Raw genomic sequence first — 26877 nt, forward strand, 5'->3', positions numbered from 1 at the left:
GAATGGGCGCGACTTTGAACTATGCATGTAATACCGACGATGCCAGCACCGGGCCAATCCCATCGGCATTCGGACTGACACAATCAATCGGTTGACACGTTCAAACGCGTGTTCTTGACTGGAGTCGCGCGTCGTTAAGAATTATGGCGTGCTACTGATCATCAGGATCATTACCTGGGAGACAAATGATGGTATATCGCTGCTCTCCACGAACCCGATTGGCCCAATCCCGTCTACTGACCAACGCAGTTTCCGCCGCACTCCTCGCCATCATCGCAGCACCCGCTCAAGCGCAATTCCCGGCACCGACACCACATTCGCAGCAGGCCTTCGATCCGGCCACCAACTTCACCTCCCGGTGGACACGGGCGGATGCCCGCCAGATCAAGGCCATATCCCTTCCCACCACAGTCGGCGGGAACTCCCTTCCCCCTGCGCTCACCATGCCGAACATCCCCGCAGACTTTCCTGATACCAATGCCGATTTCTGGGTATGGGATACCTGGCCTCTCGCCGATCTGCACGCGGTGCAGCTCAGCTACAAGGGCTGGGATGTGATTTTCTCGCTGACCGCCGACCGCCACGGCGGTTATTCGTTCGATGACCGGCACGTGCATGCGCGGATCGGGTTCTTCTACCGCAAGACCGGGATTCCCGCGTCGCAGCGGCCCGCGAACGGCGGGTGGACCTTCGGCGGCCATCTGTTCCCGGATGGCTCGAGCATCAAGGTCTTCGGCCCCACCGTGCCGATCACGCAAAACGCCGAATGGTCCGGCTCGGCCCGCCTCACCAACGGCGCTAACCTCAGTATCTACTATACGGCGCTAGCGTTTAACAAGACGTCCCCGAGCGGCCCGGACATCACGCCGCCGGTTGCGATCATCACGCGTGCGGACGGCCATATCCACGCGGACGCCACGCATGTGTGGTTCGACGGCTTCAACGACCACCAGGCGCTGCTGCAACCCGACGGCGTCCTGTATCAGAATGGTGCGCAAAATAATTTCTACAACTTCCGCGACCCGTACGTGTTCCTCGATCCGGCTCATCCGGGCGATACGTACATGGTGTTCGAGGGCAACACTGCCGGCCCGCGCGGGGCGCCCACGTGCACTGCCGACGACCTCGGCTATGTGTCCGGGGACCCGTTCGCGGAGACTGTGGCTGCGGTGAATGCGTCAAGCGCGGTACTGCAGAAAGCGAACGTCGGCCTCGCGATCGCGACGAACCCTCAGCTCACTGCATGGAAGTTTCTCCCACCGATTCTGTCTGCGAACTGCGTGGACGATCAGACCGAGCGGCCGCAGATCTATCTGTCCAACGGCAAGTACTACCTTTTCACGATCACCCACCGTTCGACCTATGCGACCGGCGTTGACGGGCCGGATGGGGTGATGGGCTTCGTCGGCAACGGCATTCGCAGCGACTTCCTGCCGATGAACAGGGGGAGCGGCCTGGTGCTCGGAAACCCGACCGACCTCACTCAACCGGTCGGCTTTCCATTTGCGTTGGACCCGAACCAGAATCCGCGGACATTCCAGTCGTATTCGCACTATGTGATGCCCGGCGGTCTGGTCGAGTCCTTCATCGACGCGATCGGCCCACGGCGCGGCGGCTCGCTGGCGCCGACCGTGAAAATCAACATTGGCCTCACATCGTCGGCGGTCGACCTGACCTATGGCACCGGCGGTCTGGGCGGATACGGCGATATCTCAGCCAACCGGCCCGCTCTCGGTCGGGGCGGCGCGAACAATGGAGGAGGCAACGCGCCATAAGCTGGCCTGACTGTTACAGGGTGAGTTGTACGGTGAGCAGCATACCCGTACGCCACCCGTCTCGATCCGGGTGCGGCCTCGTGGCCGCACCTGACATGCTTTGCGACTGCCAATGCAGCTGCGCGCCTCGCGCGAAAAGTCTGGATGTGCCGACCATCTGCAATACGAGCGTTCCAGCCCAACCAGCCCAGCGCTCATTGCCCAACGCCGGGCACGTTACGATCAGACCGTGTGCAATCCAGAATATGTTCTGTAGAGCATCGCAACTCGCCAAAATGTCGGCGACGTTCCGCGCGGCACGCGTTTCTGACTGGGCGAAGCAGATATTCCCGATTGTCGACGCGGACTCAGGTGTCGGATCCCGATGGTCGAGCACTTGCACGCCAGCACTTAGGCACGGATGACTGCTTGTGTGCTTGGAATCTGCCGTTGAGGTCGCGCTGGGTCGACGGGCCGAAGTGGGTCGAACAGCCCCATCCCCGGAAATCCGCGAAGAAACAAAAAAAAGCGCGAACCGCAGTTCGCGCCAAAGAGAGATCTCGCTGAAGACGTCGCTGCTCCAAACCACCCCACTCAGAACGAATGCCGCATCCCGATCCGCACGTCGGCCTGCGTCTGCGTCGTCGACGGCGTGAAGCTGTAGCCGACCACCGCATCGACGCCGTGCGACGCGCGCAGGTAATCGCCGGAGATATACACGTCGGTGCGCTTCGACAGCAGGTAGTGCAGGCCCGCCGTGCCCTGGTTCCAGTGATGGCCTTCGAAACGCGTATGCTGGTAGCCCGCGATCAGGCTCAGCGCCGGCGTGAACTGGTACAAGCCGCCGCCTTCATACACCTGCATGTGCGACGACTGGCCGAAACCCTTGATCGTCGTGTACGAGAAGTTGGCGTCGAGCGTCAGCTTGCCGATCGTGTAGCTCGAGCCGATGCCGAACGTGCCCTGGCTGTCGACGTCCATCGGCGTGTTCGCGAACAGGTCGGTGCGCGCGCCGGTCGCCGGATCGACGGTGACGGTCTGCTGGCCGAGGAACGTATGCGTGCCGATCATCGCGTACGGGTCGAACGCGTAGATGCCGTTCGGGTTGTTCAGGCGCGTGTACGCGGCGCCGATCGAGAAGTCGCCCTTCGTGAAGCTCGCGCCCGCGCTCCATGCGCTGTTGCGGTGGAAATTGCCCGCGACGTTGCCGAACGAGTACATCGCGCCGAACTTGAAGCCGCTGAGGTCGTTCGACAGGAATTTCACCGAATTCGGCAGGCGGTCGCCGTTGAAGCGGTCGAAGTCGCCCTGGTGGATCGCATAACCGCTGCCCCACGCCGAGATGTTGTAGATCGACACGAGTTCGTTCGTGATGTCGAGCTGGTTGCCGAACGACAGCGTGCCCCAGTCGTTCTGCAGGCCGACATACGCCTGCCGGCCGAACTCCGCGCCGCCGAAGCCGAGCTGCCCGTTGCCGAGGTGGAAGCCGCTCTCGAGGGTGAACACGGCCTTCAAGCCGCCGCCCAGGTCTTCCGTGCCCTTCAGGCCGAAGCGGTTCCCGTATGAGACGCCGTCGTCGAACTTGACCACGTGCGAGCCGCCGGTGTTGTTCACGTACGTGATGCCCGCGTCGAGAATCCCGTACAGCGTCACGCTGCTCTGCGCATGGCCAATGGCGGGAATACAGGCCGCGCATGCAAGCGCGGCGGCTACGGCGACTTTCGTGTGCTTCATTATCGACCACCCTCCCTGAACCGTTCGATGGAAAGAATCTCGTCCCGGCGCGTGCCGCGATACGCCGGTGGATTCAAATTCGGTACGCCCGCTGGCTTCGGCATTTCGTTTTTCGCAATAACGCAGCCATTGGCGAAAAATACAAACCCATATTTCGGGTCACCCGTCTGAAGGCGACACTAAATGGTCACGATGCGACCGGTCGGGAAAACACGTAGACGGGCGGCACGGCAAAAACCGGCCGCCCAGGGAGCGGTCAACGGCCGTCGAGGGCCGCTCGCACGGCCGGCAGGCCCGGTGCGCCGGCGGCCGTCGTCACGCCGTCCAGCCAGCCGGCGACCAGCGCCGGGTCGGCCTTCAGCGCATGCTGCGCCGCGAGCGCGGGCGACGTTTTGTTATCGAGCATGTCGGCGATCATCCGGTTCTCGACGTCGACGGAGAACGTCATCTGCCGGAACAGCCGCGCAAGGTTCGCGCACTGGCCGGCAAACCCGGCGCGCGTGACTGTGTTGACCGTCGCGCCGCCGTAGTTCGGACCGAAGTACGCGTCGCCGCCCGACAGGTAGGTCGGATGGAACTTCGTGTTCATCAAATGCGGCTCCCACGCAAGAAACACGATCCAGCGCTTGTCGCGCACCGCGCGCTCGACCTGCGTGAGCATGCCCGTCTCGCTCGATTCGACGAGCGACCAGTTCGCCGTACCGAGCGCGTGGTCGGACAGCATCCGCTTGATGTTCTGGTTCGCGGGCGCACCGGGCTCGATCCCGTAGATCTTGCCGCCGAAGCGGTCTGCATAGCGCGCGAGATCGGCGAACGTATGCACGCCCGCGGCCGCGACGTAGTCGGGCACCGCCAGCGTGAACTTCGCGCCGCTCAGGTTCGCGTGCAGCACGTCGATCGATTTCTCGTCGACGAACGGCTTCATGAGCGGCGCCTGCGCGGGCATCCAGTTGCCGAGGAACACGTCGACCTGCCCTTTCTTGAGCCCCTGATACGTGATCGGCACCGACAGGTTCGCCACGTCCTGCCGGTAGCCGAGCGCCTTCAGCACGACGCCCGCCATCGCGTTCGTCGCGTCGATGTCGGTCCAGCCGGGCGCCGCCATTTTCACGTCGCTGCACGTCTGCGGGTCGGCCGCATGCGCGCCCTGCGTCGTCATCCAGCAGGCGGCCGCGGCGAGCGCCGCGCCGATCCGGATTGCTGCATTGCATTGCCGTTCCATCGCCAGCTTCCTCCGTCGTTCGTCAATGATCGCGATGCGGAGCGCTCAGCGCCCGACCCGCGGAAAGCGCGCCATCGCCTCGAGCGTGTCGAGTTCGATGTGATTGCGCATGTAACGCTGGCTCGCGTCGGTGAACGGCTGCCAGTCCCACGCGTGGATGCGGCCCTGCGTCGCCGCCGCGTAATGGAAGCGCCGGCGCCGCTGGCTCGCGCGCACCTGCCGGTCCAGCTCGGGCAGGTTCCAGCGCTGCGCGGCTTCAACGCGGAACGCCGCGAGCACACCGGCGGCTTCCGGCGAGCCGGCGAGATTCGTGAGTTCGCGCGGGTCGTCGGCGAGGTTGTAGAGCTGGTCGGGATCGGCCGGGCAATGCACGTACTTCCAGTCGCCGCGGCGGATCATCACGACCGGCGCGACCGCGCCTTCCGCCAGGTATTCGCCGAGCGCGACGTCGTGCGCGGGCGTGCCGTGCAGGTGCGGCACGAGGCTCGCGCCGTCAACCGGGTCGGGCCAGCCGCCGGCGGGCGCGGCGCCGGTCAGGTCGACGAGCGTCGGCAACAGGTCGACGTGCGACACGGGCCCGCGCACGCGCGCGGCGCCGAAGCGGCCCGGCGCATGGACGATCAGCGGCACGCGGCAGCCGCCTTCGAAGAACGTCATCTTGTACCAGAGCCCGCGCTCGCCGAGCATGTCGCCGTGGTCGGACGTGACGATCACGATCGTGTCGTCGGCAAACCCGCACTGCTCGAGCGCGGCCAGCACGCTGCCGAACTGCGCGTCGACGTAGGAGGTTGCGCCGTAGTACGCGCGGCGCGCGGCGCGGATCTGCGCGTCGGTCGGCGGCGTGCGGTCGTTCTCGCAGACGAAGCGCAGCCGCTGCGAATGCGGGTCGCTGTCCGCTGCATCGAGCCGCACGGCCGGCATGTCGATCTCGTCGTCGCGGTACAGATCCCAGTATTCGCGCGTGATCGCATACGGGTCGTGCGGATGGGTCAGCGACACGACCATGCAGAACGGCCGTGCGTCATGCCCGGCCGCGCGTTCGCGCGCAACGTCGTACAGCTTCTGCTTCGCGGCGAACGTGACTTCGTCGTCGAAATCGAGCTGGTTCGTGCGCACGCACGGGCCCGCGTCGAGCACCGAGCTCATGTTGTGATACCAGCTCGGCCGCTCGGTCGGGTTGTCCCAGTCGGGCACCCAGCCGAAATCGGCCGGATAGATGTCGGTCGTGAGCCGCTCCTCGAAGCCGTGCAACTGGTCGGGCCCGCAGAAATGCATCTTGCCGGACAGCATCGTCCGGTAGCCGCCCGCGCGCAGGTAGTGCGCGAACGTCAGCGTTTGCGCCGGCAATTCGGCGGCGTTATCGTAGGCGCCGATCCCGGACGGCAGCTTGCCGGTCAGCAGCGAGAAACGCGACGGCGCGCACAGCGGGCTCGCGCAGTACGCGGCGTCGAACACCACGCCTTGCGAGGCGAGCCGGTCGAGCGTCGGCGTGCGCGCGACGCGATTGCCGTACGCCGGCAGCGCGAACGGCGTGAGCTGGTCGGCCATCAGGATCAGGATGTTGGGTGTCGGGTTCGTCATCGGCGGTCGTGGGGAAAACGATGTTCGAATGGAACGGCGCGCCGCTTTGGCAGCGAGACGTCCGGCATGACGGATGCGGCCCGAAGAAAGTGCCGCGCATGCCCGCCGCGACTGGCTAGAATCGCGGAAAGGCCTGGCGCGGCGGCCGTGAAGTGCGTGTGCCGTACCGTCCGATGCACTATCGCCCGCCCGAATTCGTGCGGGAAGGCGTCCCGCCCTTATGGGGCCATTAGAAGGACTTATGTCGAAATCCGAACCGTTACCGTCGATGCAGGCGCTGCGCGCGTTCGAATCGGCCGCCCGGCTCGCGAGCTTCACGGCAGCCGCGCGCGAGCTCGGCTCGACGCAGCCGGCCGTGAGCCAGCAGGTGTTCCAGCTCGAGGCCGAACTCGGCGTGCCGCTGTTCGAGCGCAGCCCGCGCGGCGTCACGCTGACGGCCGACGGCCAGTGCCTGTACGAAGCCGTGCGGCTGAGCCTCGACACGCTGCGCGGCGCCACTGCGACGCTGCGCGCGCGCCGCGAGCACGGCGCGCTCACGATCGTCACCGACTTCGGCTTCGCGACCTACTGGCTGATGCCGCGCCTGGCCGGCCTGAAGCGCGTGATGCCGGATGTCGACGTGCGCGTCGTCACGTCACAGGATTACGACGCGCAGCGCGACCACGGCGACATCGCGATCCTGTTCGGCGACGGCCACTGGCCGTCGTGCACGGCCGCGCGGCTCTTTCCGGAATCCGTCACGCCCGTGTGTTCGCCCGCGTTCCGCGACGCGCATCCGCACGTCGCGCGGGCCGACCAACTGCTCGCGCTGCCGCTGCTGCACGTGCAGCCGACGCGCCCCGAGCGCTGGCTGTCGTGGTCCGGCTGGTTCGACGCGCACGGCCTTGACACGGCGGCCGCCGCGCGCGGCGTGACCTTCAACAGCTACGCGCTCGTGATCCACGCGGCGCTGCTCGGCGAAGGCGTCGCGCTCGGCTGGTCGCCGCTCGTCGACGAGCTCGTCGCGTCCGGGCAGCTCGTGAAGCTCGTCGACGCGCCCGTCGTCACGTCGCGCGGCTACTTCCTGGTGCGGCCGCCGCAGCGCCCCGAGCCGGACGCGACCCACGTGTTCCGGCGCTGGCTGCTCGACGCGTGCGCAAGCGCCTGACGAAGCGCGCCTGCCCCCGCGCGCTGGCGCACCGATACCAGCCACACGGCGCGTTGGTTCTATCCTCCCCAAAATCGTCCTGATTTACTTGAGTCTCCCGCAACCCGCGCGGCGCGGCGCTTTGGTGCGCTGCCGCACGGCCGTGCGCCCCATGCCATCCGAGGATTCTCATGACCGCCGAGCACCGCCCCGATCAATTCGTCCTGACACTGTCGTGCGCGAGCGCGGCCGGCCAGGTCGCCGCCGTCGTCGGCTTTCTCGATCGCCATCGCTGCTATGTCGATGCGCTGAACGTGTTCGACGACGATCTCAGCAACCGCTTCTTCGTGCGCTGCGTGTTTCATCCGACGGATGAAACGCTGCAGATCGACGCGCTGCGCCAGGAATTCGCGCCGATCGCGGCCGGCCTCGGCGGCGACATGCAATGGGCAATCCACGACGTGAACGCGCGGCCGAAGGTGCTGATCATGGTGTCGAAGCTCGAGCACTGCCTCGCGGACCTGCTGTTCCGCTGGCGGATGGGCGAACTGAAGATGGACATCGTCGGCATCGTGTCTAACCACCCCGATTTCGAGCCGATGGCCGCGCAGCACGGGCTGCCGTTCCGGCACTTCCCGATCACGGCCGAAACCAAGGCGCAGCAGGAAGCGCAGTGGCTCGACTTCTTCGAATCGAGCGGCGCCGAACTCGTGATCCTCGCGCGCTACATGCAGGTGCTGTCGCAGGAGACGAGCGCGAAGCTCGCGAACCGCGCGATCAACATCCATCACTCGTTCCTGCCCGGCTTCAAGGGCGCGAAGCCGTATCACCAGGCGCATGCGCGCGGCGTGAAACTGATCGGCGCGACCGCGCACTTCGTCACCGACGATCTCGACGAAGGCCCGATCATCGAGCAGGTCGTCGAGCGTGTGGATCACGCGCTGCGGCCGGAGCAATTGCTGGCGGTGGGGCGCGACGTCGAAAGCATCACGCTCGCGCGTGCGGTGAAGGCGTTTATCGAACGGCGGGTGTTCTTGAACGGGGATCGGACGGTGGTGTTTTCGTAAAGCCGGTACGCTGCAAGCGGGATCGACCGCCCGTCACGCGGAAGCCGACGGCACGCGCGAAGGCGCCGTGCCGATTCGCCGCTCACGGCAACCGACTCCGTTCGGCCTGCTTCAGCGCCTCGCGCGCGGACTTGAGCTGCACGCGCGTAAAGGCCAGCGCGTGCGCGGCGAGATCGTGACTGTCTTCCCACAGGTTGCGCCAGATCGCGAGGATGCCTTCGAGCGGCTGGCCGACGACACGCGACGAAAAACTCTCGAACGCGATCGGCCCCGTATAGCCGCCGAACACCAGCGCACGAAACACCGCGGTGAAATCGACGTTGCCCGATCCCAGATACCCGCGATGCGAATCGCCGATGTGCACGTAGCCGAGCTGCTCGCCGGTGTCGCGGATCGCCGACGTCACGTCCGACTCCTCGATATGCATGTGGTACGTGTCGAGATGCACCTTCACGTTCGGCCGGCCGACGCGCCGGCACAGCTCGACACCCTGCGACGCGGTGTTGAGCACGTTCGACTCGTAGCGGTTCACGACTTCGAGCCCGAGCGTGATGCCGCTTTGCGCGGCCGTGTCCGCCACCTGCGCGAGGATGTCGGCGGACATCGCGACGCCGGCGGCCGTCGTCGGCGTGAAATTCTTCTGGAACGCCGAATACAGGATCCCGCATACGTGCGTCGCGCCGCAGTCGCGCGCGACACGCAGCGCGGCCTCGAGTTTCTGCTTGCCGCGCGCGGCCTTCTGCGCATCGCCGCTCGAAATGTCGGATTGCGCATCGAGCCCGAGCGAGAACGTGATGCCGAGCCCGTACCGTTCGAGTTCGCGCCGCGTGAACGCGGCGTCGATCGAATCGGGATCGAGCGCGGGTACCTCGATGAAATCGAAGCCCGTCTCGGCCGTGTTCGCGATTGCGCGCGCGCATGCGTCGCGGCTCCAGCCGGCCTCCCAGACCAGCGCATGTACGCCAAGCTTGTTCATTTCGTCTCCTTCCGTTGAGAGGGTTCGAGGCCGCCGAGCGCCGGCGTCGCGATTCGATTGCGATTGCGCGGCCGCGACGCATGCCGGGCCCATGCCCAGCGCACCAGCATCACCGCGAGCAGGAACGCGCCCCACAGCGCGGTCGCGAGGTGCTGGCTCGCGCCGAGCAGGTTGAGGCCCGATGCGATCACCTGCAGGATCACGAGCGCGATCACGACCGGCGCGACGCGACCGAAGCCGCCGAACGGATCGACGCGCCCGAGAAAGCAGGCGAGCACCGAGATCAGCAGGAACGCCTCGCCATGACCGACCCGCACCGAGTTGAAGCGCGACAGCATCACGACGCCGGCCACGCCGCACATCAGCCCCGACAGCATGTAGATGCGCGTGATCGCCCGCGTGGTCGAGATGCCCGAGTAGCGCGTCGCTTCCGCATTCGAGCCGATCATCCGCGTGACGAAGCCGAGCCGCGAATACGTCATCACGACGTGCCACAGCAGCGCGCAGCCCGCGAAGATCCACAGCGGCGCCGGCACGCCGAGCCACTGCCCGTTGCCCATCGCGCGGACGACCGGCGGAAAACCGGAAATGTCGCCGCCGCGCGTCAGGAATTCGCCGAGACCGCGCAGGAAGATCATCGCCGACAGCGACACGAGGATCGGGCTCGCGCCCGTATGCGCGATCACCGCGCCGATCAGCCAGCCGGCCGCGGCGCCCGTCGCGAGCGCCGCGGCGATGCCGAGCGCGACCGCCGCGATGCCGGCCTCCGGGCCGCCGTGCGACTGGATCACCCACGCCATCGCGAGCCCCGCGATGTTCGCGGTGAACGTGACGGCGAGGTTGAAGCCGCCGGACACCAGCGGCATCAGCATCGCCAGCGTGAACAGGCCGAGTTCCGGCAGCTGGAACGCGATCGACGCAAACGTGCCGCCCGTCAGGAAACGGTCGGACGCGACGCTCATCGTCGCGACGATGCACGCGAGAAAACCCAGCAGGCCGGCCACGTCGGCCGGAACGGACAGCGCCGGAAAGCGCCGGGATTCGGCGTGTCTCATGATCATGTCCTCGCGCGCGGCGACAGGAAGCGCGAGCCGACCAGCCGCGCGACGCCGTCGCTCGACACGGTGATCGCGACCAGGATGACCGCGCCGACGATCATCTTGAATGCGTACGGCGACACGCCGAGCAGGTTGAGCCCGTTCGCGGTGATCGACACGAGCAGAATGCCGAGAATCGCACCGAGCACCGTGCCACGCCCGCCGCCGAGTCGCGCGCCGCCGAGCACGACGGCCGCGAGCACGTCCAGTTCGCGGCCGTACAGCGCGTTCGGCACGATCTCCTGCACGTAGTGCGCCTGCATCAGGCCCGCGGTGCCCGCCATCATCCCGAGCCAGCCGTATGCGACGTAATGCATCGTCGCGAGATCGATGCCGACGCGCCGCGCGGCTTCCGGGTTGTCGCCGGTCGCATAGAGCTGGCGGCCGAGCGTCGTGCGCCGCAGCAGGAACCACGTCGCGACGACGGCCGCAGCCATCACCGCGACCGGCAGCGCAAGCGATGCGACGCCGCCCGGCGTATCGACCTGCACAAGCGTGACGCGATTCGTCCACCAGTCGGGCAGGTCGTAGATCGATACGCCGCCCGTCACGAACATCAGCCCGCCGAAGAAGATGTTGAAGGTCGCGATCGTCGCGACGATCGACACGACGCGAAACCGGTAGATGATCGTCGCGTTCACCGCGCCGAGCAGGATGCCGAAGCAGGCCGAGACCGCGAAGCCGAGCGCCCAGTTGCCGCCGCCGAGCCGCATCAGCGTGAGCGCCGCGAGGTACTGCACCACCGATGCGCCGACCGCGAACGATATGTCGATGCCGCCCGCGATCAGCACGATCAGCAGCCCGACCGCGAAGATGATGTTGACCGCACTCTGGTTGAGCAGGTCGAACAGGTTGGACAGCGTCAGGAAGGTCGGCGTAGCGATGCCGAGGCCGACCGCCATCGCGACGATCACCGCGAGCAGCCACGCTTCGGTCGAGCCGATGCCGAATATGCCGGGCTTACGCATGGACGTCTCGCTCGATGTGATCGATCGGCGTGCCGCCCGGCACGTACTCGGCGACGATACGGCCGTCGCGCATGTGCAGGATGCGGTCCGAGTTGAAGTACACCTCGGGAATCTCGTCGGAAATCAGCACGATCGCCATGCCTTGCGCCGCGAGCCGGTGAATGATCGCGAAGATGCCGGCGCGCGCGCCGACGTCGACGCCGACCGTCGGCGAATCGAGGATCAGCAGCTTCGGCTGCGTCGCGAGCCATTTCGCGAGCACGATGCGCTGCTGGTTGCCGCCCGACAGCGTCGACACCGCGTCGTCGGGGCCACCGATCTTCACCGCGAGCCGGGCGACCCAGTCGCGGATCAGCGCATCGCGCCGCCGCGGCGAAATAAGCCGTGCCGCACCGAGCAGGTCGTCGAGCACCGCGATCGCCGTGTTGTCGCCGATCGATTGCGGCTGCACGAGGCCCAGTTGCAGGCGGTCTTCCGACACGTACGCGATGCCCGCGCGAATCGCGTCGCGATTGGAGCGCAGCGACAGCCGCCGGCCGTCGAGCGCGATCGTGCCGGCGTCCGGCCGCGTCATCCCGAACAGCGACAGCGCAAGCTCGGTGCGCCCCGCGCCGAGACGCCCCGTCAGGCCGAGGATCTCGCCGCGCCGCACCTCGAACGACACGGCCTCGTATTCGCCGCGCCGCGACAGCCCGTCGACACGCAGCATCGCGGCCGCGGCCGACAGGTCGGTCGTGCGCACCGCGTAATCGAAAGTGCGCCCCGTCATCAGCTCGGTGAGCCGCGTCTGCGTCATCCCCGCCGTCGGAAACGTGCCGACATAGCGGCCGTCGCGCAGCACCGTCACGCGCGCGCATACGTCGAGCACTTCCGCGAGCCGATGGCTGACGAACACCACCGCGATGCCGTCGGCCGACAGGCGGCGCACGATCGCGAGCAGCGCCTGCGTCTCGGCATGGCTGAGCGACGCGGTCGGCTCGTCCATGAACACGAGACGTGCCTGGGCGACGAGCGCGCGCGCGATCGCGACAACCTGCCGCTGTGCGATCGTGAGCGTACGCACCGGCCTGCCGAGATCGAGCTCGACGCCGAGCCGCGCGAGAATCTGCCGCGCGGCGACCTTCATCCGCCCGTAGTCGACCAGCCGTGGACGCGCGCCGAGGTTCTGCTCGAACGCGATGTTCTCGGCGACCGTCATCTCGGGGAACAACGCGAGATCCTGCCAGATCACCTGGATACCGAGCGAGCGCGCACGCGCCGGATCGAGATCGCCGGCCGGCTTGCCGTCGAAGCGCATCACCGCGCCGGATTCCGGGCGATGGACGCCGCTCACGATCTTGATCAACGTGCTCTTGCCGCAGCCGTTCTCGCCGGCCAGGCACAGCACTTCGCCCGGCATCACGTCGAACCGCACCTGCTGCAGCGCCTGCACGCCACCGAACGTCTTCGACACGTTGTCGAGTTCGAGCAACGGCGCGTCGGCCGCGAACGCGGCCGGCGGCGGGCTCGCCCGGCCGGACGCCGCGAATTCACGGGAATGGGCAGACATCATCGCTACGCTCCGGTGCGGCCTGCTATGAAACATCGGGAGAACCGAACGACTTCATCGCGCGGCGCGTTGCGCCCGCGTGCATGCCGCTCACAGCCCCTGCTTCGCGAGATCGTCGACGGTTTTCGCGTTCAGCTCGACGAGCTGGTTCACGATCAGGTTGTGGCCTTCCGGATGCACGACGCCGAGCCCCGGAATCGTCATGCCGTCCTTGACCGGCTGCCCCTTCGCGAGCATCGTGCCAAGCGTGACGAACACCTCGCCGGCCTGCGCGGGGTTCCACATGTAGCCGCCGTTCAGCACGCCGTCGTGCACGAGCCGCCGGCCCTGCCCCGGGGAGAACGGCCCGAGCACCACGACCTTGCCCTTCGCCTGCTTCTCGGCAACCGCGCGCGCGGCGCCGATCGGCCCCTGGCTGCCGAACGCCATGATCGCCTTCAGGTTCGGGTGCGCGCGCATCAGGTCGAGCGCGGTCTTGCGCGACGCGTCCACGTCTTCGGCCACGCCGTAGCGATCGCCGACGAGCTTCATGTCCGGATAGTTGGCCTTCAGATACGCGATCGCGGCATCGGCCCACGCGTTATGCAGCGGCACCGTCAGCGAGCCGACGAACACCGCGTATTCGCCCTTGCCGCCCACCGCCGCGGCGAGGTTCTTCGCGTACGCCTCGCCGAAGCCCTTCGCGGAGGCCAGCTCGAAATTCCAGTCGGTGTTCTTCTGCTTCGGCGATTCGTGCGTGATCACCTTGATACCTGCGGCCCGCGCGCGCTGCAGCACCGGCTCGAGCACCTCGGCATCGTTCGGCACCACGCCGATCACGTCGACCTTCTGCGCGATCAGGTCCTCGATCGCACGCACCTGCAGCGCCGGGTCCGCGCTGGTCGGCCCGACCATGAACGCCTTCACGCCGAGTTGCTCGCCGCGCTTCCTGATGCCCGCGTCCATCGCGTTGAACCACGGAATGCCGCCGATCTTCACGACAACCCCGATCACGGGCTTGTCCGGCGACGCCGATGCGATGCCCGTCGCGAGCGCGAACGCAGCCACGCCCGCGCATACCTTGCGCAAGAAATTCACCGACATGTCTCCTCCATCCGAAGGCGACCGTCGCCGGGCTTCCGGGCCCCGGCATGGCGGTCAGTTGCTAAATCCATTCAGCAAACCGTTTCGTGTATGCTGAATCCATTTAGCTTCGACGGAAAGCATGGGAAAACCCTGATAGGGCATCGCGTCCCGAAACGCATACCGTCGGCATCATCGACACAAAAACGCACACGAGGGGAGCGACGACGCAGATGGCCCGCACGACTACCGGACGCAAGTCCACGATCTACGACATCGCGAAAGCAACCGGCTCGTCCACGTCCACGGTCAGCATGGTGCTGAACGGCAACTGGGCGCGCTACCGGATCAGCGAGGAAACGGCCACGCGCATTCTGGACAGCGCCAAGGCGCTCGGCTACAACGTGAACCTGAGCGCGCGCGGCCTGCGCCTGTCGCGCTCGGGGCTGGCGGGCATGGTCATTCCGCACTACCGCAACCGCTTCTTCGCGGGGCTCGCCGAAACCTTCGAGGACGAGGCGCGCCGGCGCGGCCTGTGCCCGATCGTCGTCGGCACGCAGCGCGCCCCGGACGTCGAACTGAACGTCGCGCAGACGCTGCTCGCGCAGCGTGTCGAACTGCTGTTCATTGCCGGCGTGCGCGATCCGGCACCGCTCAATGCGCTGTGCAACGCGGCCGGCATCCCGTCGATCAACGTCGACCTGCCGGGAGCAGGTGCGCCGTCGGTCGTGTCGGACAACCGCGCGGGCGCGCGGGCGCTGACCGACGTGCTGATCGACAAGATGCTCGCGCGCGGCAATGCGCCCGGCGAACTGATCCTGCTCGGCGGCATCGCCGGCGAATATGCGACCGAGATGCGGATCGCGGGCTTTCACGACGCATTCGCCGCGCGCGGCCTGCCGCCGCCGCCGCACGACGCGATCGAGCGCTGCGGCTACGCGCCCGCAGCCGCGCGCGAGGCGCTGGCGCGGCGCTACGACACGCTCGGCCGGCTGCCGGCCGGCATGCTGACGAACTCGATCACCTCGTTCGAAGGGCTCGTACGTTTCGCGTCGGAGCTGCCGTGGGACATCTGGCAGCGCACGGCCGTCGGCTGCTTCGACTGGGACCCGTTCGCCGCGCGCCTGCCGTTCGACGTCACGATGCTGCGGCAGGACGTGCAGCGGCTGATCGCGGAAGCGTTCGCGCTGCTCGATGCGGGCGACGCCGGAGACGCCACGCCGCATCCGGTCGTGATGGTGCCGACGCGCTTCATGCGAACCCTCGACGACGACATGCGCGCCAGCGACGCAGAGCCGGCCGGCTGAACTCACGGACGCGGAATGAAGAAAGCCCGGCCGGTCGTGCGACCGGTCGGGCTTTCTTCATGCTGCGCGACATCGTGTCGTGCTCGCCGGGACCGTGTGCGGTATCCGTTCCCGGCGAACGACGTGTCAGATGCTCACTTCACCCACGCAAAGTAATACGACAACCAGATCGTCAACCCCGCGCCGATCAGCGCCGCGTAAGGCATCAGATTCAGCCACATGCTGCGCTTCGGCACCTCGAGCTCCATGTCGCGCTGCATCTGCGCCGGGAACCGGCCGCGATCCTGCCAGTAGTGACGATAGAGAAACACCGGCACGATCAGCAGCATCGCGATCAGTCCGTTGCGCAGCGTGCCCTCGCCCTGCAGGTTCGCACCCGCGCCGACATACACGAGGTTCGCATAGCCGCAGATCGCGCCGCCGACGAGCAGCCATGTCGGGCAGCGGAACGGCCGATCCCAGTTGCCGCGATCCATCCGGTGGATCCAGCCCGACTGAAGATTCAGGAATACGAACAGCATGTAGCAGACGTTCGAGATCGACAGCACCGTCATGTAGTCCGACATCATCAGCAACACGAGGTTGAAGCCGAGATCGGTCCACATCGCGCGGGTGGGCGAGCCGTGCTCGTTCACGTGCGACAGGTACTTCGGCAGCCAGCCGTCCACCGATGCCTGGTACAGGGTGCGCGACGAGCCCATCATCGACGTCATCACGATCAGCAGGATCGACAGCATCAGCATCACGACGACCGCATTCGCGACCCACGCGCCGCCGCCGACGATCTTCGCCATCGCAGCCGCGACGCCGGTGCCGTCGCCGATCGCCGGATCGAGCATCGCCTGCGTGCCGAGTGCGCCCTGGAACGCCAGCGGCACGAGCGTCATCACGACGAGACACAGCGCGCCCGACCAGAAGATCGCCTTCGCGGTGTCGCGGCGCGGATCGCGGAATTCGCGCGTGTAGCAGACAGCCGTCTCGAAGCCGTACGACGCCCAGCCGGCCATGAACATCGCACCGAGCGCCATTGTGACGCCCTGCCCGTTCCACGAACCGAACGTCGCGGCCGTAAGATTGCCGTGCGCGTCGTGACCGAGCGGCAGCAGCGGGAGCAGGTTCGACATCGGTACGTCACCGGTGACGAACGGCACGATGCCGACGATCAACAGCGGCGTGAGCGATGCGATGCCGAGAATGCGCTGCGTGCGCGCAGCCTTCGATGCACCGCTGTGCTGAAGCTTGAACGTGATGAGAAGCAGGATTGTCGCGATGATGAACGTCGCGTTGATCCGCAGGGACAGACCAGGCTTGATAAAGCTCAGGTCCGCTAACTTGAGCTGCCAGTGCAGCACCGCCGCGTTGGCGGGGAAGAGACTCGTGAGTGCATAGCTCGCCGCGAGGCCGCAGCCGAGCGCAAGCATCGGCGACCACGCGAGCCAGTTGCACCACACGGAAACCGGGGCAATCAGCTTGCTGTAACGGACCCAGCCGATCGCGCCATACACCGACGCGCCGCCCGATTTATGAGGAAATAGCCCCGATATTTCCGCATAAGTCGCGCTTTGGATCAGCCCCATCGTGATCGCGGCGATCCAGATCGCCCACGCGGGCTGGCCGATCGTCGCGCATACGCCGCCGATCGTGAACAGCACGCCTGCCGGCACGCCGCTCGTTACCCAGAATGCGTCTTTCCAAGTCAGGCCACGATGCAGCGTGTGGCCCGTCGAATCATGTGAGATCGTTGCCTCAACATCACTGGTGCGGTTCGCACGCAGTCCTGCTTGACTCATCCATATCCTCCTGTGATGACTCTGCACAAGGGCCGTAGTGTAACAACTTAAGCACTTTTTTGCAGAATCAGTAAAAGAAAACCGGGATATGGCTGCATGAATTCACGATTATTTCGGATTCCTGCATGCCATTCCCGGCGTATTTTTTATGGCGCTTCGTACGACAAAGCGCTTAGTGCTTACTGCGCACCTTCCGTCCACGAATTCACGCGGTCGGCATGCGCCGCAATCCACGCGTCGGCGGCCGCTTCCGGCTTCGAACCGTTCTGGATCGCCAGCATCACGCTGTCGATTTCACCCGGCTTCCACTGGAATTTCTTCAGGAACGCGACGACCGGCTTGGCCTTCGTTTCGAGGCCCGGATTCGCGACGCTGTCGACGTGCTCGGCGCCGCCGAATACCTTCTTCGGATCCTCGAGGAAGCGCAGCTTCCACTTCGCGAACATCCAGTGCGGCGCCCAGCCGGTCACGATGACCGGCTTGTTCGCGTTGACCGAACGCGACAGCTCGGCCGTCATCGCGCTGCCCGAGCTCGGCATCAGCGTGTAGTTCAGCCCGTAGCTCTTGATCGCTTCGTCGGTCTTGCGCATCACGCCGGCGCCCGCATCGATACCGACGATCCGGCCGCCGAAACTGGCCTTCTCCGCATTCAGGTCGTCGATGCTCTTCGCCTTCACGTACGCGGGCACGATCAGGCCGATCTTCGCATCCGGGAAATTCGCGCCGAGGTCGACGACCTTGCTCTTGTACTCATCCCAGTACGAGCCGTGCGTGACCGGCAGCCATGCGGACAGCGTCGCGTCGAGATCGCCGCGCGCGACGCCCTGCCACATGATCCCGGCAGCGACCGGCACGAGCTGGACCTGGTAGCCGAGCTTCTTCTCGATGACGCGGGCCGCGACGTTCGACGTGGCAACGCTGTCGTCCCAGCCTTCGACATAGCCGATCTTCAGCGTCGGCTTCGTATCGGCAAGCGCGGACGCGCTCAATGCCACCATTGCCGACAGTGCGCCGGTCCACAACAGTTTTCCGAACAACTTCATGGTCGATCTCCTTGATATGCGCCTGCGCGCGTTGCCTCTCTAGGTTCTTCAACCACAAATCCGCGGTATCGTTGTTTTCCGACGGATGCTTGTCCGGACGCGACGCGCCCGGACAGCCGATGGCGCGTTTTGACTACTTGTCGATCACGAGATCGGTCAGCGGCTTGCTGCAGCACAGCAGCACCATCCCCTGGTCGATCTCGCGCTGGCGGATGCCGCCGTTGTGTTTCATCTCGACCTGCCCCGACACGAGCTTCACCTTGCAGGTGCCGCACATGCCCTGCGTGCACGAGGCCGGCAGCCGCACGCCCGACTGGCGCGCCGCGTCGAGCACATGCTGCTCCGAGCCGCACGCGATCTCGCGGTTGCTTTTCGCGAAGCTGACCGTGTACTGCTTCGTCCCGGCGTCGCCGCCTTCGGCCGGCGGCGCGAGATCGGCGAGCAGCTCGTCGCTCGCGGTCTGCGCAAGCGTTTCGAACGAGAAGCTCTCCTCGTGATACTGCTTGCGATCGAAACCGGCTTCGTCGAGCAGGTCGCGCACGGCCTTCATGTACGGCGCGGGGCCGCACGTGAAGATTTCGCGTTCCATGAAATCCGGCGCGATCAGCTTCAGCAGCGGCAGCGTCAGGAAGCCCGTGACGCCCGGCCAGTTGGTGCGCGCACCCACGCGCTCGACGACGAACGACGTGCGGAAATTCGTGTGATTCGACGCGATCAGGTCGAGCTCGCGCGCGAAGATGATGTCGTCCGGCGTACGCGCGCTGTGCACGAACAGGATGTCGCGGTCTTCCGCGAGATCATGGTGTGCGCGGCTCATCGACATCAGCGGCGTGACGCCCGAGCCGGCCGACAGGAACAGGTACTTGCGCGCCGGATGCCGCGCGCACGTGAATTCGCCTGCCGGGCCGAGCACCCGCACCGATGCGCCCGGCTGCAGGTTGTCGTGCAGCCAGTTCGACACCTTGCCGCCCGGCACGCGCTTGACCGTGATCGACACCGTGTGCGGCCGCGCGGGCGACGACGAGATCGTGTAGCAGCGGTTGATCGTTTCGCCGTCGATGTCGAGCTCGAGCGTGAGGAACTGCCCGGGTTCGAACGAGAACGCGCGACCCTGCGGCGAACGGAAGAAGAAACTCTTCACGTCGTGCGTTTCCTGCCGCACCTGGCAGCACACCAGCGTTTCCTCGACGTCGCTCGTCCAGCGCTCGGGAAGAGCGTTCCAGAACGCCGGGCGCGTCACCCGGCTGTCCGTCGGCTCGAATTGGGCCGCATCTCGCATCATGTCTAACTCCGCTTGCTGTTCCGCTGACGACTACGCGCCGGTTTTTTCGGCGAGCCGGCCGATGTACCAGGACGAGAATTTTTCGACGAGACCTTCCGTGTACGGCGAATACGGGCCCGGCTCATACGCGCTGCTGTTCGCGCCGCGCTGCGAGAATTCGACGAGCGCACGATCCTGGTCGTTGGTCGCGTTCCACACGGCCGTGAGGTTCTTCACGTCGTAGTCGATGCCTTCCTTCGCATCCTTGTGCACGAGCCACTTCGTGCGCACGAGCGTCTTGCCGGCCGACAGCGGGATCACCGAGAACGTCACGATGTGATCGCTCATGAAGTGGTGCCACGAGTTCGGCTGCGTCCAGAACGACAGCCCGCCGAGATCGGCCTTCTCGAATCCACCAAGCAGCTTCTTCGACGCGACCTTCGCATCGAGCGTCTGCGATTCGCCGCTGCGGTCGAGCGGCAGGCGCTGCGTGCGGAAGCCCGTCACGTCGAGCAGTTTCTCGATCTCGGCGGACGGCAGGCCCATCTCGGCCCACTCCTTCCCGCGCCTGATGCAAGTTTCCGCGAACGCGTCCATGCCCTCGGCGTTGGCGTCGGAACGCTGGTAGCCGAAGCCGTATTCGTACAGCGAGATCGTCAACTCCGGATGGTTCGCGACGCAGTGATAGCACTCGCGGTTGTTCTCCATCGTGAGCTTCCAGTTGCCTTCCTCGATGATGTCGATCTGCGCGGCGATCTTCGTGCTCGGCAGGTCGTGCGGCAGCAGGTACGGCTCCATCTCGGCGCGCATCTTCGCGAAGTCGACCGGCGGCTCTTCGGCGAGGCAGATGAAGATCAGGCCCGCGAGGTTCTCGACGTGCACCGACTTCAGGCTGTGCTTGCAGCGGTCGAACTTCTCGCCCATGTGCTCGGCGAACATCAGCTGGCCCGTCAGGTTGTAGGTCCAGCTGTGGTACGGACACACGATGTTGCCGACCGAGCCCTTGTCCTCGTTGCACAGGCGCGCGCCGCGGTGACGGCACACGTTGTGGAACGCGCGGATCGCCATGTCGTCGTCGCGCACGATCAGGATCGAATCGCTCCCCAGCTCCACGGTCACGTAGTCGCCCGGCTCGGGAATGTCCGGCTCGACCGCCACCTGGATCCAGTGCTGGCGGAAAATCGCCTCCATGTCGAGCGCGAAAATTTCCTCGCTCGTGTAAAACGGTGCGTCGAGGCTGTGCCCTACCTTGCGCCGCTCGATCAGTGCACGAATGTCTGCCGATACTTTCATCGTTTGCTCCGGATTCCTTGCATCCCTGGGTTCTTGCCGACAGGCATCAAAATCAGTAGTCGATGAGCTGATGCTCGCGCAAATACGCGAGGATCACTTGTGCTTTTTCGACCGAACTCCCTTCATTTACGACGTTGCCGCCACGGCTTTCGGTCGTCGTCGCGGACAGCATCCGGGCATGCCCGGAGCGCTTCTCGGCGGCGACCAGTTTTACGGGTTTACGCTCAACCGGACCGACCGTCCACGCGGCCGCGTCGGCGTCCGCGCCGGGCGCCGCGAGCGCCGGCCGGATCGCGCCGGCACGCAGCCGCGCATACGCGTAGCGCGGCTCGGCATTGGCGAGCGGATGGACGGCGACGACGGCCGGCAGCGCGGCGTCGACGCGGCGCCGCAGCCCCTTCGGCAAAAATTGCCGCACGGCTGCACGACCGCCTTCGACCGTCACGTCGACGGCAGAGCCGACCAGCGGATAACCGAGCGCTGCGGCAATGCGATACGGCAGCATCCCGGTGTCGTACGCGCCCTCGGCGCGCGTGCCGGTCAGCACGAGGTCGTAGCCTTCGACGCGCGCGGCGAGCGCATGCACGGCATCGTCGCCGTCGCGGCAGGCCAGCACTTCGACCTCCCGCGCGCCGAGCGCGAGATATTCGGCAAGCGCCGCGTTCGCGGGGTCGCCTGCGTGGATCACGTCGAGCTGCGCGCGATGCCGTTCCGCAAGCTGGCGGCCGGTTTCGAGCGCAGCCGCGTCGTTGCGGCTGTAGCGCGCGACGCCGCTGACCGGGTGCCGGCCGACGGACACGAGCACCGCGATGCGTTGCAACTGGCGAGGGGCGTTCATGCTGCGACTCCTTCCGGTTCACGGTTGCCGACCGCGGCCGGCGATTGTCCGCGCGCGACCCGCGCGGCCTGCACCTGTTCGATCAGCGCGGCGATCGTCGCCTGCGCATCGCCGACCACCGTCAGGTTCGCGCGCTTCGCGATCGGCGCGCTGCCGTCGAGGTTCACCGCAATCACGTGGCGGCAGTCCTTGATCCCCTGCAGATGCTGCACCGCGCCCGAGATGCCGAACGCGATATACACGCTCGCCTCGACCGTCTTGCCGGTCGCGCCGACCTGCTTGTCGCGCGTGAAGTGGCCGTTGTCGACCGCGACGCGGCTCGCGCCGATCGCCGCGCCGAACGCACCGGCCAGCCGCTCGAACGCGCCGATGTCGGACACGCCGTTGCCTGCCGACACGATGAAATCGGCTTCCTCGAGCGCGACGCGCGCCGCATCGATTTCCTCGAGGCCGAGATCGCGATACGGCTGCGCGGCATCATGGGCCGGGCGGATGAAATCGGCGGCCAGGCGTTCGCCCGCGCCGACGAACGGCAGCTTCGCGTCGACCGCGTTCTGCGCGAGCAGGATCACGTCGGGCAGCCCGCGCGTCGCGAACGCGCGGCCGGCCCGCGCATACGCGCCGACATGCTTCGCGTCGATCTCGACCACGTGGGTCGCGACGCTCGCGCCGGCGACCGCCGCGTAACGCCGGCCGAGATCGCCGTCGCCCGTCGCGTTGTCGGGCACGAACACGTGCTTCGGCGCGAGTGCTGCAACACACGCCTGCAACGCTTGCAATTCGCTTTCAGGGTCGAATGCGCGGCGATCGAAGCCGGCGAGTTCAACCAGCTTGTCGACGCCGAGTTCGGCCACGTCGTCCTTCAATTCGCCGAATGCGAGCAGCGCGACTTCGGTCTGGACATCGGCGAGCAATGCTGCGGCAGCAATCGCCTGCCGTGCATGCTCGTCGAGCGCGCCGCGTTCGCCGTGCGCGACCACCAGCATCGTGTGCTTCGGCTCCTGCACCGCGCGGCGCGGCTTCGCGGCAGCCGCGTGGCCGTGCGCGGACCAGTGCGCGGCGCTCGCGTCGGCGCTGCCTTCCTCGCCGAGCGTGATGCGCTTCAGGCCCGCGGCCGTGATGATGAACGGCCGGCGCGGATCGATTCGTTTGATCGTATTCATCGATTCACTCCAGCGAGGCGGCAACGAGTTCGGCCACGTCGAGCACGTCGGGGCGCGGGCCCACGACGCCTTCGAGCATCGCCGTGCAGTTCGGGCACGCAACCGCGACCACGTCCGCGCCGATCGTGCGTGCGTCGGCGATGCGGATGTCCGGAATGCGCTGCTTGCCGGGGATGTCGGTCAGCGGCGCACCGCCGCCACCGCCGCAGCAGCGGCCGCGCATGCCGTTGCGCTCCATCTCGACGACCTGGATGCCGATCGTCTTCAGCAGCTTGCGCGGCGCTTCCGTCTCGCCGTTATAGCGGCCGAGATAACACGGGTCGTGATACGTGGTGCGCTTCTCGCGCAGCGCTTCGACGGCCTTCGGCGCGATCTTGCCGCTGTCGGCCAGTTCGGCGAGATAGGTCGTGTGGTGCTTGACCGTCACGCGCAGCCCGAGCGCACGGTATTCGTTGCGCAGGCTGTGCATCACGTGCGGGTCGGCCGTCACGATCTGCTGGTACGACAGCGTGCCGAGCGTGCCGATCAGGCGCTTCGCCATCTGCTGGAACGTCGCCTCGTCGCCGAGCCGGCGCGCGACGTCGCCCGTGTCGGTCTCGGTCGAGCCGAGCACCGCGTAGTCGACGCCCGCCTTGTTCAGCACCTTGACGAACGCGCGCAGCGTGCGCTGGTAGCGCATGTCGAACGCGCCTTCGCCCGCGACGAACAGCACGTCGACCGGCTTGCCCGGCTGCGCGACGGGCGCGCTCAGGTCGACCGACCAGTCGTAGCGCGCGGCCGTGTCGTAGCCGCCCATCGTGCCCGTCTCGCGCAGGTTCGCCAGTACTTCCTGGCCCTTGCCCGGCACCGAGCCGTGCACGAGCGTGCGGTTGCGGCGCATGTCGACGATCGCGTCGACGTGTTCGATCAGCATCGGGCATTCCTGCACGCACGCGCGGCAGGTCGTGCACGACCACAGCGTCTGCTCTTCGATCAGGCCCGACACGATCGGACCGTTCGGCTCGCCGCGATGCTGGCCGACCGCGAGGCCCGGAGTCGGACTGCCCGCGTACGCCGCATCGGTGCCGCCGGCCATGCCGACCACGAGATCCTGGATCAGCTTCTTCGGGTTCAGCGGCTGGCCCGACGCGAACGCGGGGCACGCGGCTTCGCACTTGCCGCACTGCACGCACGCGTCGAAGCTCAGCAGTTGGTTCCAGCGGAATTCGACCGGCTTTGCGACGCCGTACTCCTGATGCTCGATGTCCGGCAGCTTCAGTGCGGTCGGCGGCGTGGCCGTGCCGTTGCCGGTGAACGACTCGCGCGTGGCCGCGAAGCGCTCCTGGCGCGGGTGGAAGGCGAGGTGCAGCAGGCCGGCGATCGCATGCTTCATCGGGCCGCCCTTCGCGGCGCCGACCGTCATCGTGAATGCGCCGATGCCGATCAGCAGCGCGCAGAGCACCGCGAACGCGCCCGACATCGCGCCGGTCGGCACCAGCATGAACAGCACGAGGCCGAGCGCGAACGAACCGAGCATCCAGGGCAGCGTATTCCACGGGCCGCGCGACAGGCGGGCGGGCACGTCCTTCGCCGCGCGCCGGCGCCACACGAACACCGCGCCGACCAGCATCGCGAGCGCCGCGAGGAAGATCAGCTTGTCGAGCCACGGCGAATAGATCGCAAGACCGTAGTTGACGAATACCAGCGCGAGCGCGCCGATCGCGCCGCCGGCGGTCGCGACGTGGGTTTTCGCGATGTACGGATCGCGGGCGACCACATGATGCAGGTCGACGAAATAACGCTTCGGAATCGCGAACAGGTTCGCGACGCCGAACGAGCCGGGCGCCGTGGCCCGGCCGAGACGCCAGTAGGACGAACGCTTCGCGACCGCGAACGCGAGCCCCGCCACCGACAGCCACAACAGTGCGGTAATGAGGAGGGACGGATTCATCTTCAGAAATCCTTCACGAGACGCAGCGAGTCGTAGATCGCGCCGTGGACGTTGTGCATCGAGATGCAGTCGCCGACACGGAACAGCAGGAAACGGCCGTTGCCGAGTTCTTCCGACAGGCACGGCTGCGGCTCGGCCGCAAACAGCGTGTGCGGATCGATCTGGCCGCGGTTCAGCGATTCCGGCTTGAGCTTCCAGTACAGCTCGTCGTTCGGCGACGAACCGTTCTCGATCACCACCTGGTCGACCGCACGCTCTTCCAGTTCTTCCGTGTACTCGTTGCGCAGCACGGCGATCTTCTTGCCGTCTTCTTCATAGACGCGGTCGAGCATCGTGTTCGGCGTGGGGATCACGCCGAGCGCGTACAGGCGGCGATAGAAGATCGGGAACGTCGTGCCGCCGCAATCGTCGGCCACCTTCACGTCCGGCGTGACGACCTCGACCTTCGAGCCGCGGCTCGCCATGAAGTCCGCCACGCCCGCGCCCGCATGGGTGCTCACGCCGTCGAACAGCAGCACGTTCTGCTTCGGCTCGACCTTGCCGGTCAGGATGTCCCACGAGCTGACGGCCAGGCCCTCGGCCACGCCCCAGCCCGGCACCTGCCACGTGAAGCTCGAACCGCCCGTCGCGAGCACGACGATGTCCGGCTTCTCGGCCATGATCATCTTCTCGTCGGCGGCGACGCCGAGGCGGCGATCGACGCCCAGGCGCTTGGTTTCCATGTCGAACCAGCGGATGATCCCCGACATCTGTTCGCGCTGCGGCGCCTTCGCGGCGATCATCACCTGGCCGCCCACTTCCGCGTTCTTCTCGAACAGCACGACGTCGTGGCCGCGCAGCTTCGCGACGCGCGCCGCCTCGAGGCCCGCCGGGCCGGCGCCCACCACCACCACCTTGCGCTTCGGGCCGCGCGACTTCTCGATGATGTGCGGCATCGTCGCTTCGCGCGACGTCGCGGCGTTTTGAATGCACAGCACGTCGAGGCCGTTGTACTGGCGGTCGATACAGTAGTTCGCGCCGACGCACTGCTTGATTTCGTCCTCGCGGCCGTCGCGGATCTTGATCACCATGTGCGGATCGGCGATCTGCGCGCGCGTCATGCCGACCAGGTCGATCATGCCGTTCGCGAGCAGGCGCTCGGCCTGGCCCGCATCGCGGATGCTCTGCGCGTGCATCACCGGAATCTTCACGACCGACTTGATGCCGGCCGCGAGGTGCACGAACGGCTCGGGCGGCAATGCCATCGGCGGCATGCAGTTGGCGATCGTGTTGTGCGTGTCGCCGCCCGAACCGACCACGCTCAGGTAGTCGATCAGGCCCGTCTCCGACATCGCCTGCGCGATTTCCTTCAGCGCCTCGTGATCGAGGCCGTCCTCGTGGAATTCGTCGCCGCACATGCGCAGGCCGACGCAGAAATCCTTGCCGACCGCCTCGCGCACCGCCGTCAGCACCTCGATGCCGAAACGCAGGCGGTTCTCCAGGCTGCCGCCCCATTCGTCGGTGCGGTGGTTCGAGCGCTTGCTCCAGAACTGGTCGATCAGGTGCTGGTGAGCGGCCGAGATTTCGATGCCGTCCATGCCGGCAGCCTTCACGCGCTTCGCGGCTGCTGCGAAATCGCCGATGATGCGGCGGATTTCCTCGATCTCGATGATCTTCGCGTTGCCGCGGTGCACCGGCTCGCGCACGCCCGACGGCGACATCAGGTGCGGCCAGTGCTCGCCGTGGAACGACGAACGGCGGCCCATGTGCGTCGCCTGGATCATGATCTTCGCGCCGTGCTTGTGCATCGTGTCGGCGAGACGCGTGAGCGGATCGATGATCTTGTCGTTCGACAGGTTCACCGATTTCCACCAGCCCTGCGGGCTGTCGATCGACACCGGGCTCGACCCGCCGCAGATCGCGAGGCCGACGCCACCCTTCGCCTTTTCTTCGTAGTAGCGGATATAGCGGTCGCCCGGCAGGCCGCCCGGCTCGGCATACACCTCGGCGTGCGCGGTGCTGACGATCCGGTTGCGCAGCGTCAGCTGGTTCAGCTGCATGGGTTTGAACAGGTGGGGATAACGCATCGCAGGCGACCTCTGGCGTTCGAATGTCTCGTGTTGCGGGTGTTGTTCGG

The 26877-nt window shown here is 66.5% G+C and carries 20 protein-coding genes; 4 read left to right on the plus strand and 16 right to left on the minus strand.

Features of this window, described 5'->3' with window-relative positions; all coding sequences use genetic code 11:
- The first annotated feature begins 188 nt into the window (after positions 1-188).
- The gene (locus ACPUER_RS00465) at positions 189-1775 is read left to right on the plus strand and encodes a glycoside hydrolase family 68 protein (protein ID WP_425130125.1); all 1587 of its coding nucleotides are present in this window, start codon (positions 189-191) and stop codon (positions 1773-1775) included.
- Positions 1776-2348: 573 nt separating this feature from the next.
- On the opposite strand, the gene ACPUER_RS00470 is transcribed toward ACPUER_RS00465, so the two are convergent.
- The 3 genes from ACPUER_RS00470 to betC form a co-directional block, all read right to left on the minus strand.
- Positions 2349-3488 carry a porin gene (locus ACPUER_RS00470; RefSeq protein WP_425130055.1) on the minus strand — a complete coding sequence of 380 codons (1140 nt, stop codon included), beginning with the start codon at positions 3486-3488 and terminating at the stop codon, positions 2349-2351.
- 256 nt (positions 3489-3744) lie between these two features.
- Positions 3745-4710, minus strand: coding sequence for a choline ABC transporter substrate-binding protein (choX, locus tag ACPUER_RS00475; RefSeq protein ID WP_425130056.1), 966 nt, complete (start codon positions 4708-4710; stop codon positions 3745-3747).
- Between the two features lie 45 nt (positions 4711-4755).
- Positions 4756-6291 carry a choline-sulfatase gene (betC, locus tag ACPUER_RS00480; RefSeq protein ID WP_425130057.1) on the minus strand — a complete coding sequence of 512 codons (1536 nt, stop codon included), beginning with the start codon at positions 6289-6291 and terminating at the stop codon, positions 4756-4758.
- A 241-nt stretch (positions 6292-6532) separates the two neighbouring features.
- On the opposite strand from betC, the gene ACPUER_RS00485 reads away from it, so the two are divergent.
- The gene (locus ACPUER_RS00485) at positions 6533-7438 is read left to right on the plus strand and encodes a choline sulfate utilization transcriptional regulator (protein WP_065501307.1); all 906 of its coding nucleotides are present in this window, start codon (positions 6533-6535) and stop codon (positions 7436-7438) included.
- Between the two features lie 170 nt (positions 7439-7608).
- Positions 7609-8484 (plus strand): formyltetrahydrofolate deformylase, encoded by an 876-nt coding sequence (purU, locus tag ACPUER_RS00490; RefSeq protein WP_175962241.1) that lies wholly within the window; start codon positions 7609-7611, stop codon positions 8482-8484.
- Between the two features lie 82 nt (positions 8485-8566).
- Here purU and ACPUER_RS00495 read toward each other — a convergent pair whose 3' ends face one another.
- The 5 genes from ACPUER_RS00495 to ACPUER_RS00515 form a co-directional block, all read right to left on the minus strand.
- Positions 8567-9460 (minus strand): sugar phosphate isomerase/epimerase family protein, encoded by an 894-nt coding sequence (locus tag ACPUER_RS00495; protein ID WP_425130058.1) that lies wholly within the window; start codon positions 9458-9460, stop codon positions 8567-8569.
- On the minus strand, positions 9457-10515 hold the full coding sequence (locus ACPUER_RS00500; RefSeq protein ID WP_175962240.1) for an ABC transporter permease: 1059 nt from the start codon (positions 10513-10515) through the stop codon (positions 9457-9459). Before ACPUER_RS00500 ends, ACPUER_RS00495 begins: the two co-directional genes overlap by 4 nt.
- Before the next feature lie 2 nt (positions 10516-10517).
- Positions 10518-11525 (minus strand): ABC transporter permease, encoded by a 1008-nt coding sequence (locus ACPUER_RS00505; protein WP_425130059.1) that lies wholly within the window; start codon positions 11523-11525, stop codon positions 10518-10520.
- Positions 11518-13077 (minus strand): sugar ABC transporter ATP-binding protein, encoded by a 1560-nt coding sequence (locus ACPUER_RS00510; protein ID WP_425130060.1) that lies wholly within the window; start codon positions 13075-13077, stop codon positions 11518-11520. The genes ACPUER_RS00505 and ACPUER_RS00510 overlap by 8 nt, the downstream gene beginning before the upstream one ends.
- A gap of 87 nt (positions 13078-13164) precedes the next feature.
- The gene (locus ACPUER_RS00515; RefSeq protein WP_425130061.1) at positions 13165-14157 is read right to left on the minus strand and encodes a substrate-binding domain-containing protein; all 993 of its coding nucleotides are present in this window, start codon (positions 14155-14157) and stop codon (positions 13165-13167) included.
- 212 nt (positions 14158-14369) lie between these two features.
- On the opposite strand from ACPUER_RS00515, the gene ACPUER_RS00520 reads away from it, so the two are divergent.
- Positions 14370-15443: a substrate-binding domain-containing protein gene (locus ACPUER_RS00520; protein WP_425130062.1), complete on the plus strand. Its 1074-nt coding sequence runs from the start codon at positions 14370-14372 to the stop codon at positions 15441-15443.
- 134 nt (positions 15444-15577) lie between these two features.
- Here ACPUER_RS00520 and ACPUER_RS00525 read toward each other — a convergent pair whose 3' ends face one another.
- The 8 genes from ACPUER_RS00525 to ACPUER_RS00560 all read right to left on the minus strand — a co-directional run bounded on the left by ACPUER_RS00525 (position 15578) and on the right by ACPUER_RS00560 (position 26827).
- Complete coding sequence (locus tag ACPUER_RS00525) at positions 15578-17233, minus strand: APC family permease (protein ID WP_310132335.1); 1656 nt, start codon at positions 17231-17233, stop codon at positions 15578-15580.
- Positions 17234-17412: 179 nt separating this feature from the next.
- Complete coding sequence (locus ACPUER_RS00530) at positions 17413-18276, minus strand: glycine betaine ABC transporter substrate-binding protein (protein ID WP_310132331.1); 864 nt, start codon at positions 18274-18276, stop codon at positions 17413-17415.
- Between the two features lie 133 nt (positions 18277-18409).
- Complete coding sequence (locus ACPUER_RS00535) at positions 18410-19558, minus strand: hybrid-cluster NAD(P)-dependent oxidoreductase (RefSeq protein WP_310132329.1); 1149 nt, start codon at positions 19556-19558, stop codon at positions 18410-18412.
- A 30-nt stretch (positions 19559-19588) separates the two neighbouring features.
- Positions 19589-20830, minus strand: a complete 1242-nt coding sequence (locus ACPUER_RS00540) for an aromatic ring-hydroxylating oxygenase subunit alpha (RefSeq protein WP_425130063.1) — start codon at positions 20828-20830, stop codon at positions 19589-19591.
- A gap of 52 nt (positions 20831-20882) precedes the next feature.
- The gene (locus ACPUER_RS00545) at positions 20883-21668 is read right to left on the minus strand and encodes an electron transfer flavoprotein subunit beta/FixA family protein (RefSeq protein WP_072441962.1); all 786 of its coding nucleotides are present in this window, start codon (positions 21666-21668) and stop codon (positions 20883-20885) included.
- The gene (locus ACPUER_RS00550) at positions 21665-22831 is read right to left on the minus strand and encodes an electron transfer flavoprotein subunit alpha/FixB family protein (RefSeq protein ID WP_425130064.1); all 1167 of its coding nucleotides are present in this window, start codon (positions 22829-22831) and stop codon (positions 21665-21667) included. Before ACPUER_RS00550 ends, ACPUER_RS00545 begins: the two co-directional genes overlap by 4 nt.
- A gap of 4 nt (positions 22832-22835) precedes the next feature.
- Entirely contained in the window at positions 22836-24761 is a 1926-nt protein-coding gene (locus ACPUER_RS00555) for a (Fe-S)-binding protein (protein ID WP_175962230.1), read from the minus strand.
- Positions 24762-24763: 2 nt separating this feature from the next.
- Entirely contained in the window at positions 24764-26827 is a 2064-nt protein-coding gene (locus tag ACPUER_RS00560) for an NADH:flavin oxidoreductase (RefSeq protein WP_034180747.1), read from the minus strand.
- Positions 26828-26877 lie beyond the last annotated feature (50 nt).

The organism is Burkholderia sp. DN3021, assembly GCF_049805555.1.
GTDB lineage: Bacteria > Pseudomonadota > Gammaproteobacteria > Burkholderiales > Burkholderiaceae > Burkholderia > Burkholderia pyrrocinia_C.

What these genes read in the sequence shown, in the direction of transcription:
- ACPUER_RS00465 (WP_425130125.1), top strand. Translation starts at nt 189, where the DNA reads ATGGTATATCGCTGCTCTCCACGAACCCGATTGGCCCAATCCCGTCTA.
- ACPUER_RS00470 (WP_425130055.1), bottom strand. Translation starts at nt 3,488, where the DNA reads ATGAAGCACACGAAAGTCGCCGTAGCCGCCGCGCTTGCATGCGCGGCC.
- choX (WP_425130056.1), bottom strand. Translation starts at nt 4,710, where the DNA reads ATGGAACGGCAATGCAATGCAGCAATCCGGATCGGCGCGGCGCTCGCC.
- betC (WP_425130057.1), bottom strand. Translation starts at nt 6,291, where the DNA reads ATGACGAACCCGACACCCAACATCCTGATCCTGATGGCCGACCAGCTC.
- ACPUER_RS00485 (WP_065501307.1), top strand. Translation starts at nt 6,533, where the DNA reads ATGTCGAAATCCGAACCGTTACCGTCGATGCAGGCGCTGCGCGCGTTC.
- purU (WP_175962241.1), top strand. Translation starts at nt 7,609, where the DNA reads ATGACCGCCGAGCACCGCCCCGATCAATTCGTCCTGACACTGTCGTGC.
- ACPUER_RS00495 (WP_425130058.1), bottom strand. Translation starts at nt 9,460, where the DNA reads ATGAACAAGCTTGGCGTACATGCGCTGGTCTGGGAGGCCGGCTGGAGC.
- ACPUER_RS00500 (WP_175962240.1), bottom strand. Translation starts at nt 10,515, where the DNA reads ATGAGACACGCCGAATCCCGGCGCTTTCCGGCGCTGTCCGTTCCGGCC.
- ACPUER_RS00505 (WP_425130059.1), bottom strand. Translation starts at nt 11,525, where the DNA reads ATGCGTAAGCCCGGCATATTCGGCATCGGCTCGACCGAAGCGTGGCTG.
- ACPUER_RS00510 (WP_425130060.1), bottom strand. Translation starts at nt 13,077, where the DNA reads ATGATGTCTGCCCATTCCCGTGAATTCGCGGCGTCCGGCCGGGCGAGC.
- ACPUER_RS00515 (WP_425130061.1), bottom strand. Translation starts at nt 14,157, where the DNA reads ATGTCGGTGAATTTCTTGCGCAAGGTATGCGCGGGCGTGGCTGCGTTC.
- ACPUER_RS00520 (WP_425130062.1), top strand. Translation starts at nt 14,370, where the DNA reads ATGGCCCGCACGACTACCGGACGCAAGTCCACGATCTACGACATCGCG.
- ACPUER_RS00525 (WP_310132335.1), bottom strand. Translation starts at nt 17,233, where the DNA reads ATGAGTCAAGCAGGACTGCGTGCGAACCGCACCAGTGATGTTGAGGCA.
- ACPUER_RS00530 (WP_310132331.1), bottom strand. Translation starts at nt 18,276, where the DNA reads ATGAAGTTGTTCGGAAAACTGTTGTGGACCGGCGCACTGTCGGCAATG.
- ACPUER_RS00535 (WP_310132329.1), bottom strand. Translation starts at nt 19,558, where the DNA reads ATGATGCGAGATGCGGCCCAATTCGAGCCGACGGACAGCCGGGTGACG.
- ACPUER_RS00540 (WP_425130063.1), bottom strand. Translation starts at nt 20,830, where the DNA reads ATGAAAGTATCGGCAGACATTCGTGCACTGATCGAGCGGCGCAAGGTA.
- ACPUER_RS00545 (WP_072441962.1), bottom strand. Translation starts at nt 21,668, where the DNA reads ATGAACGCCCCTCGCCAGTTGCAACGCATCGCGGTGCTCGTGTCCGTC.
- ACPUER_RS00550 (WP_425130064.1), bottom strand. Translation starts at nt 22,831, where the DNA reads ATGAATACGATCAAACGAATCGATCCGCGCCGGCCGTTCATCATCACG.
- ACPUER_RS00555 (WP_175962230.1), bottom strand. Translation starts at nt 24,761, where the DNA reads ATGAATCCGTCCCTCCTCATTACCGCACTGTTGTGGCTGTCGGTGGCG.
- ACPUER_RS00560 (WP_034180747.1), bottom strand. Translation starts at nt 26,827, where the DNA reads ATGCGTTATCCCCACCTGTTCAAACCCATGCAGCTGAACCAGCTGACG.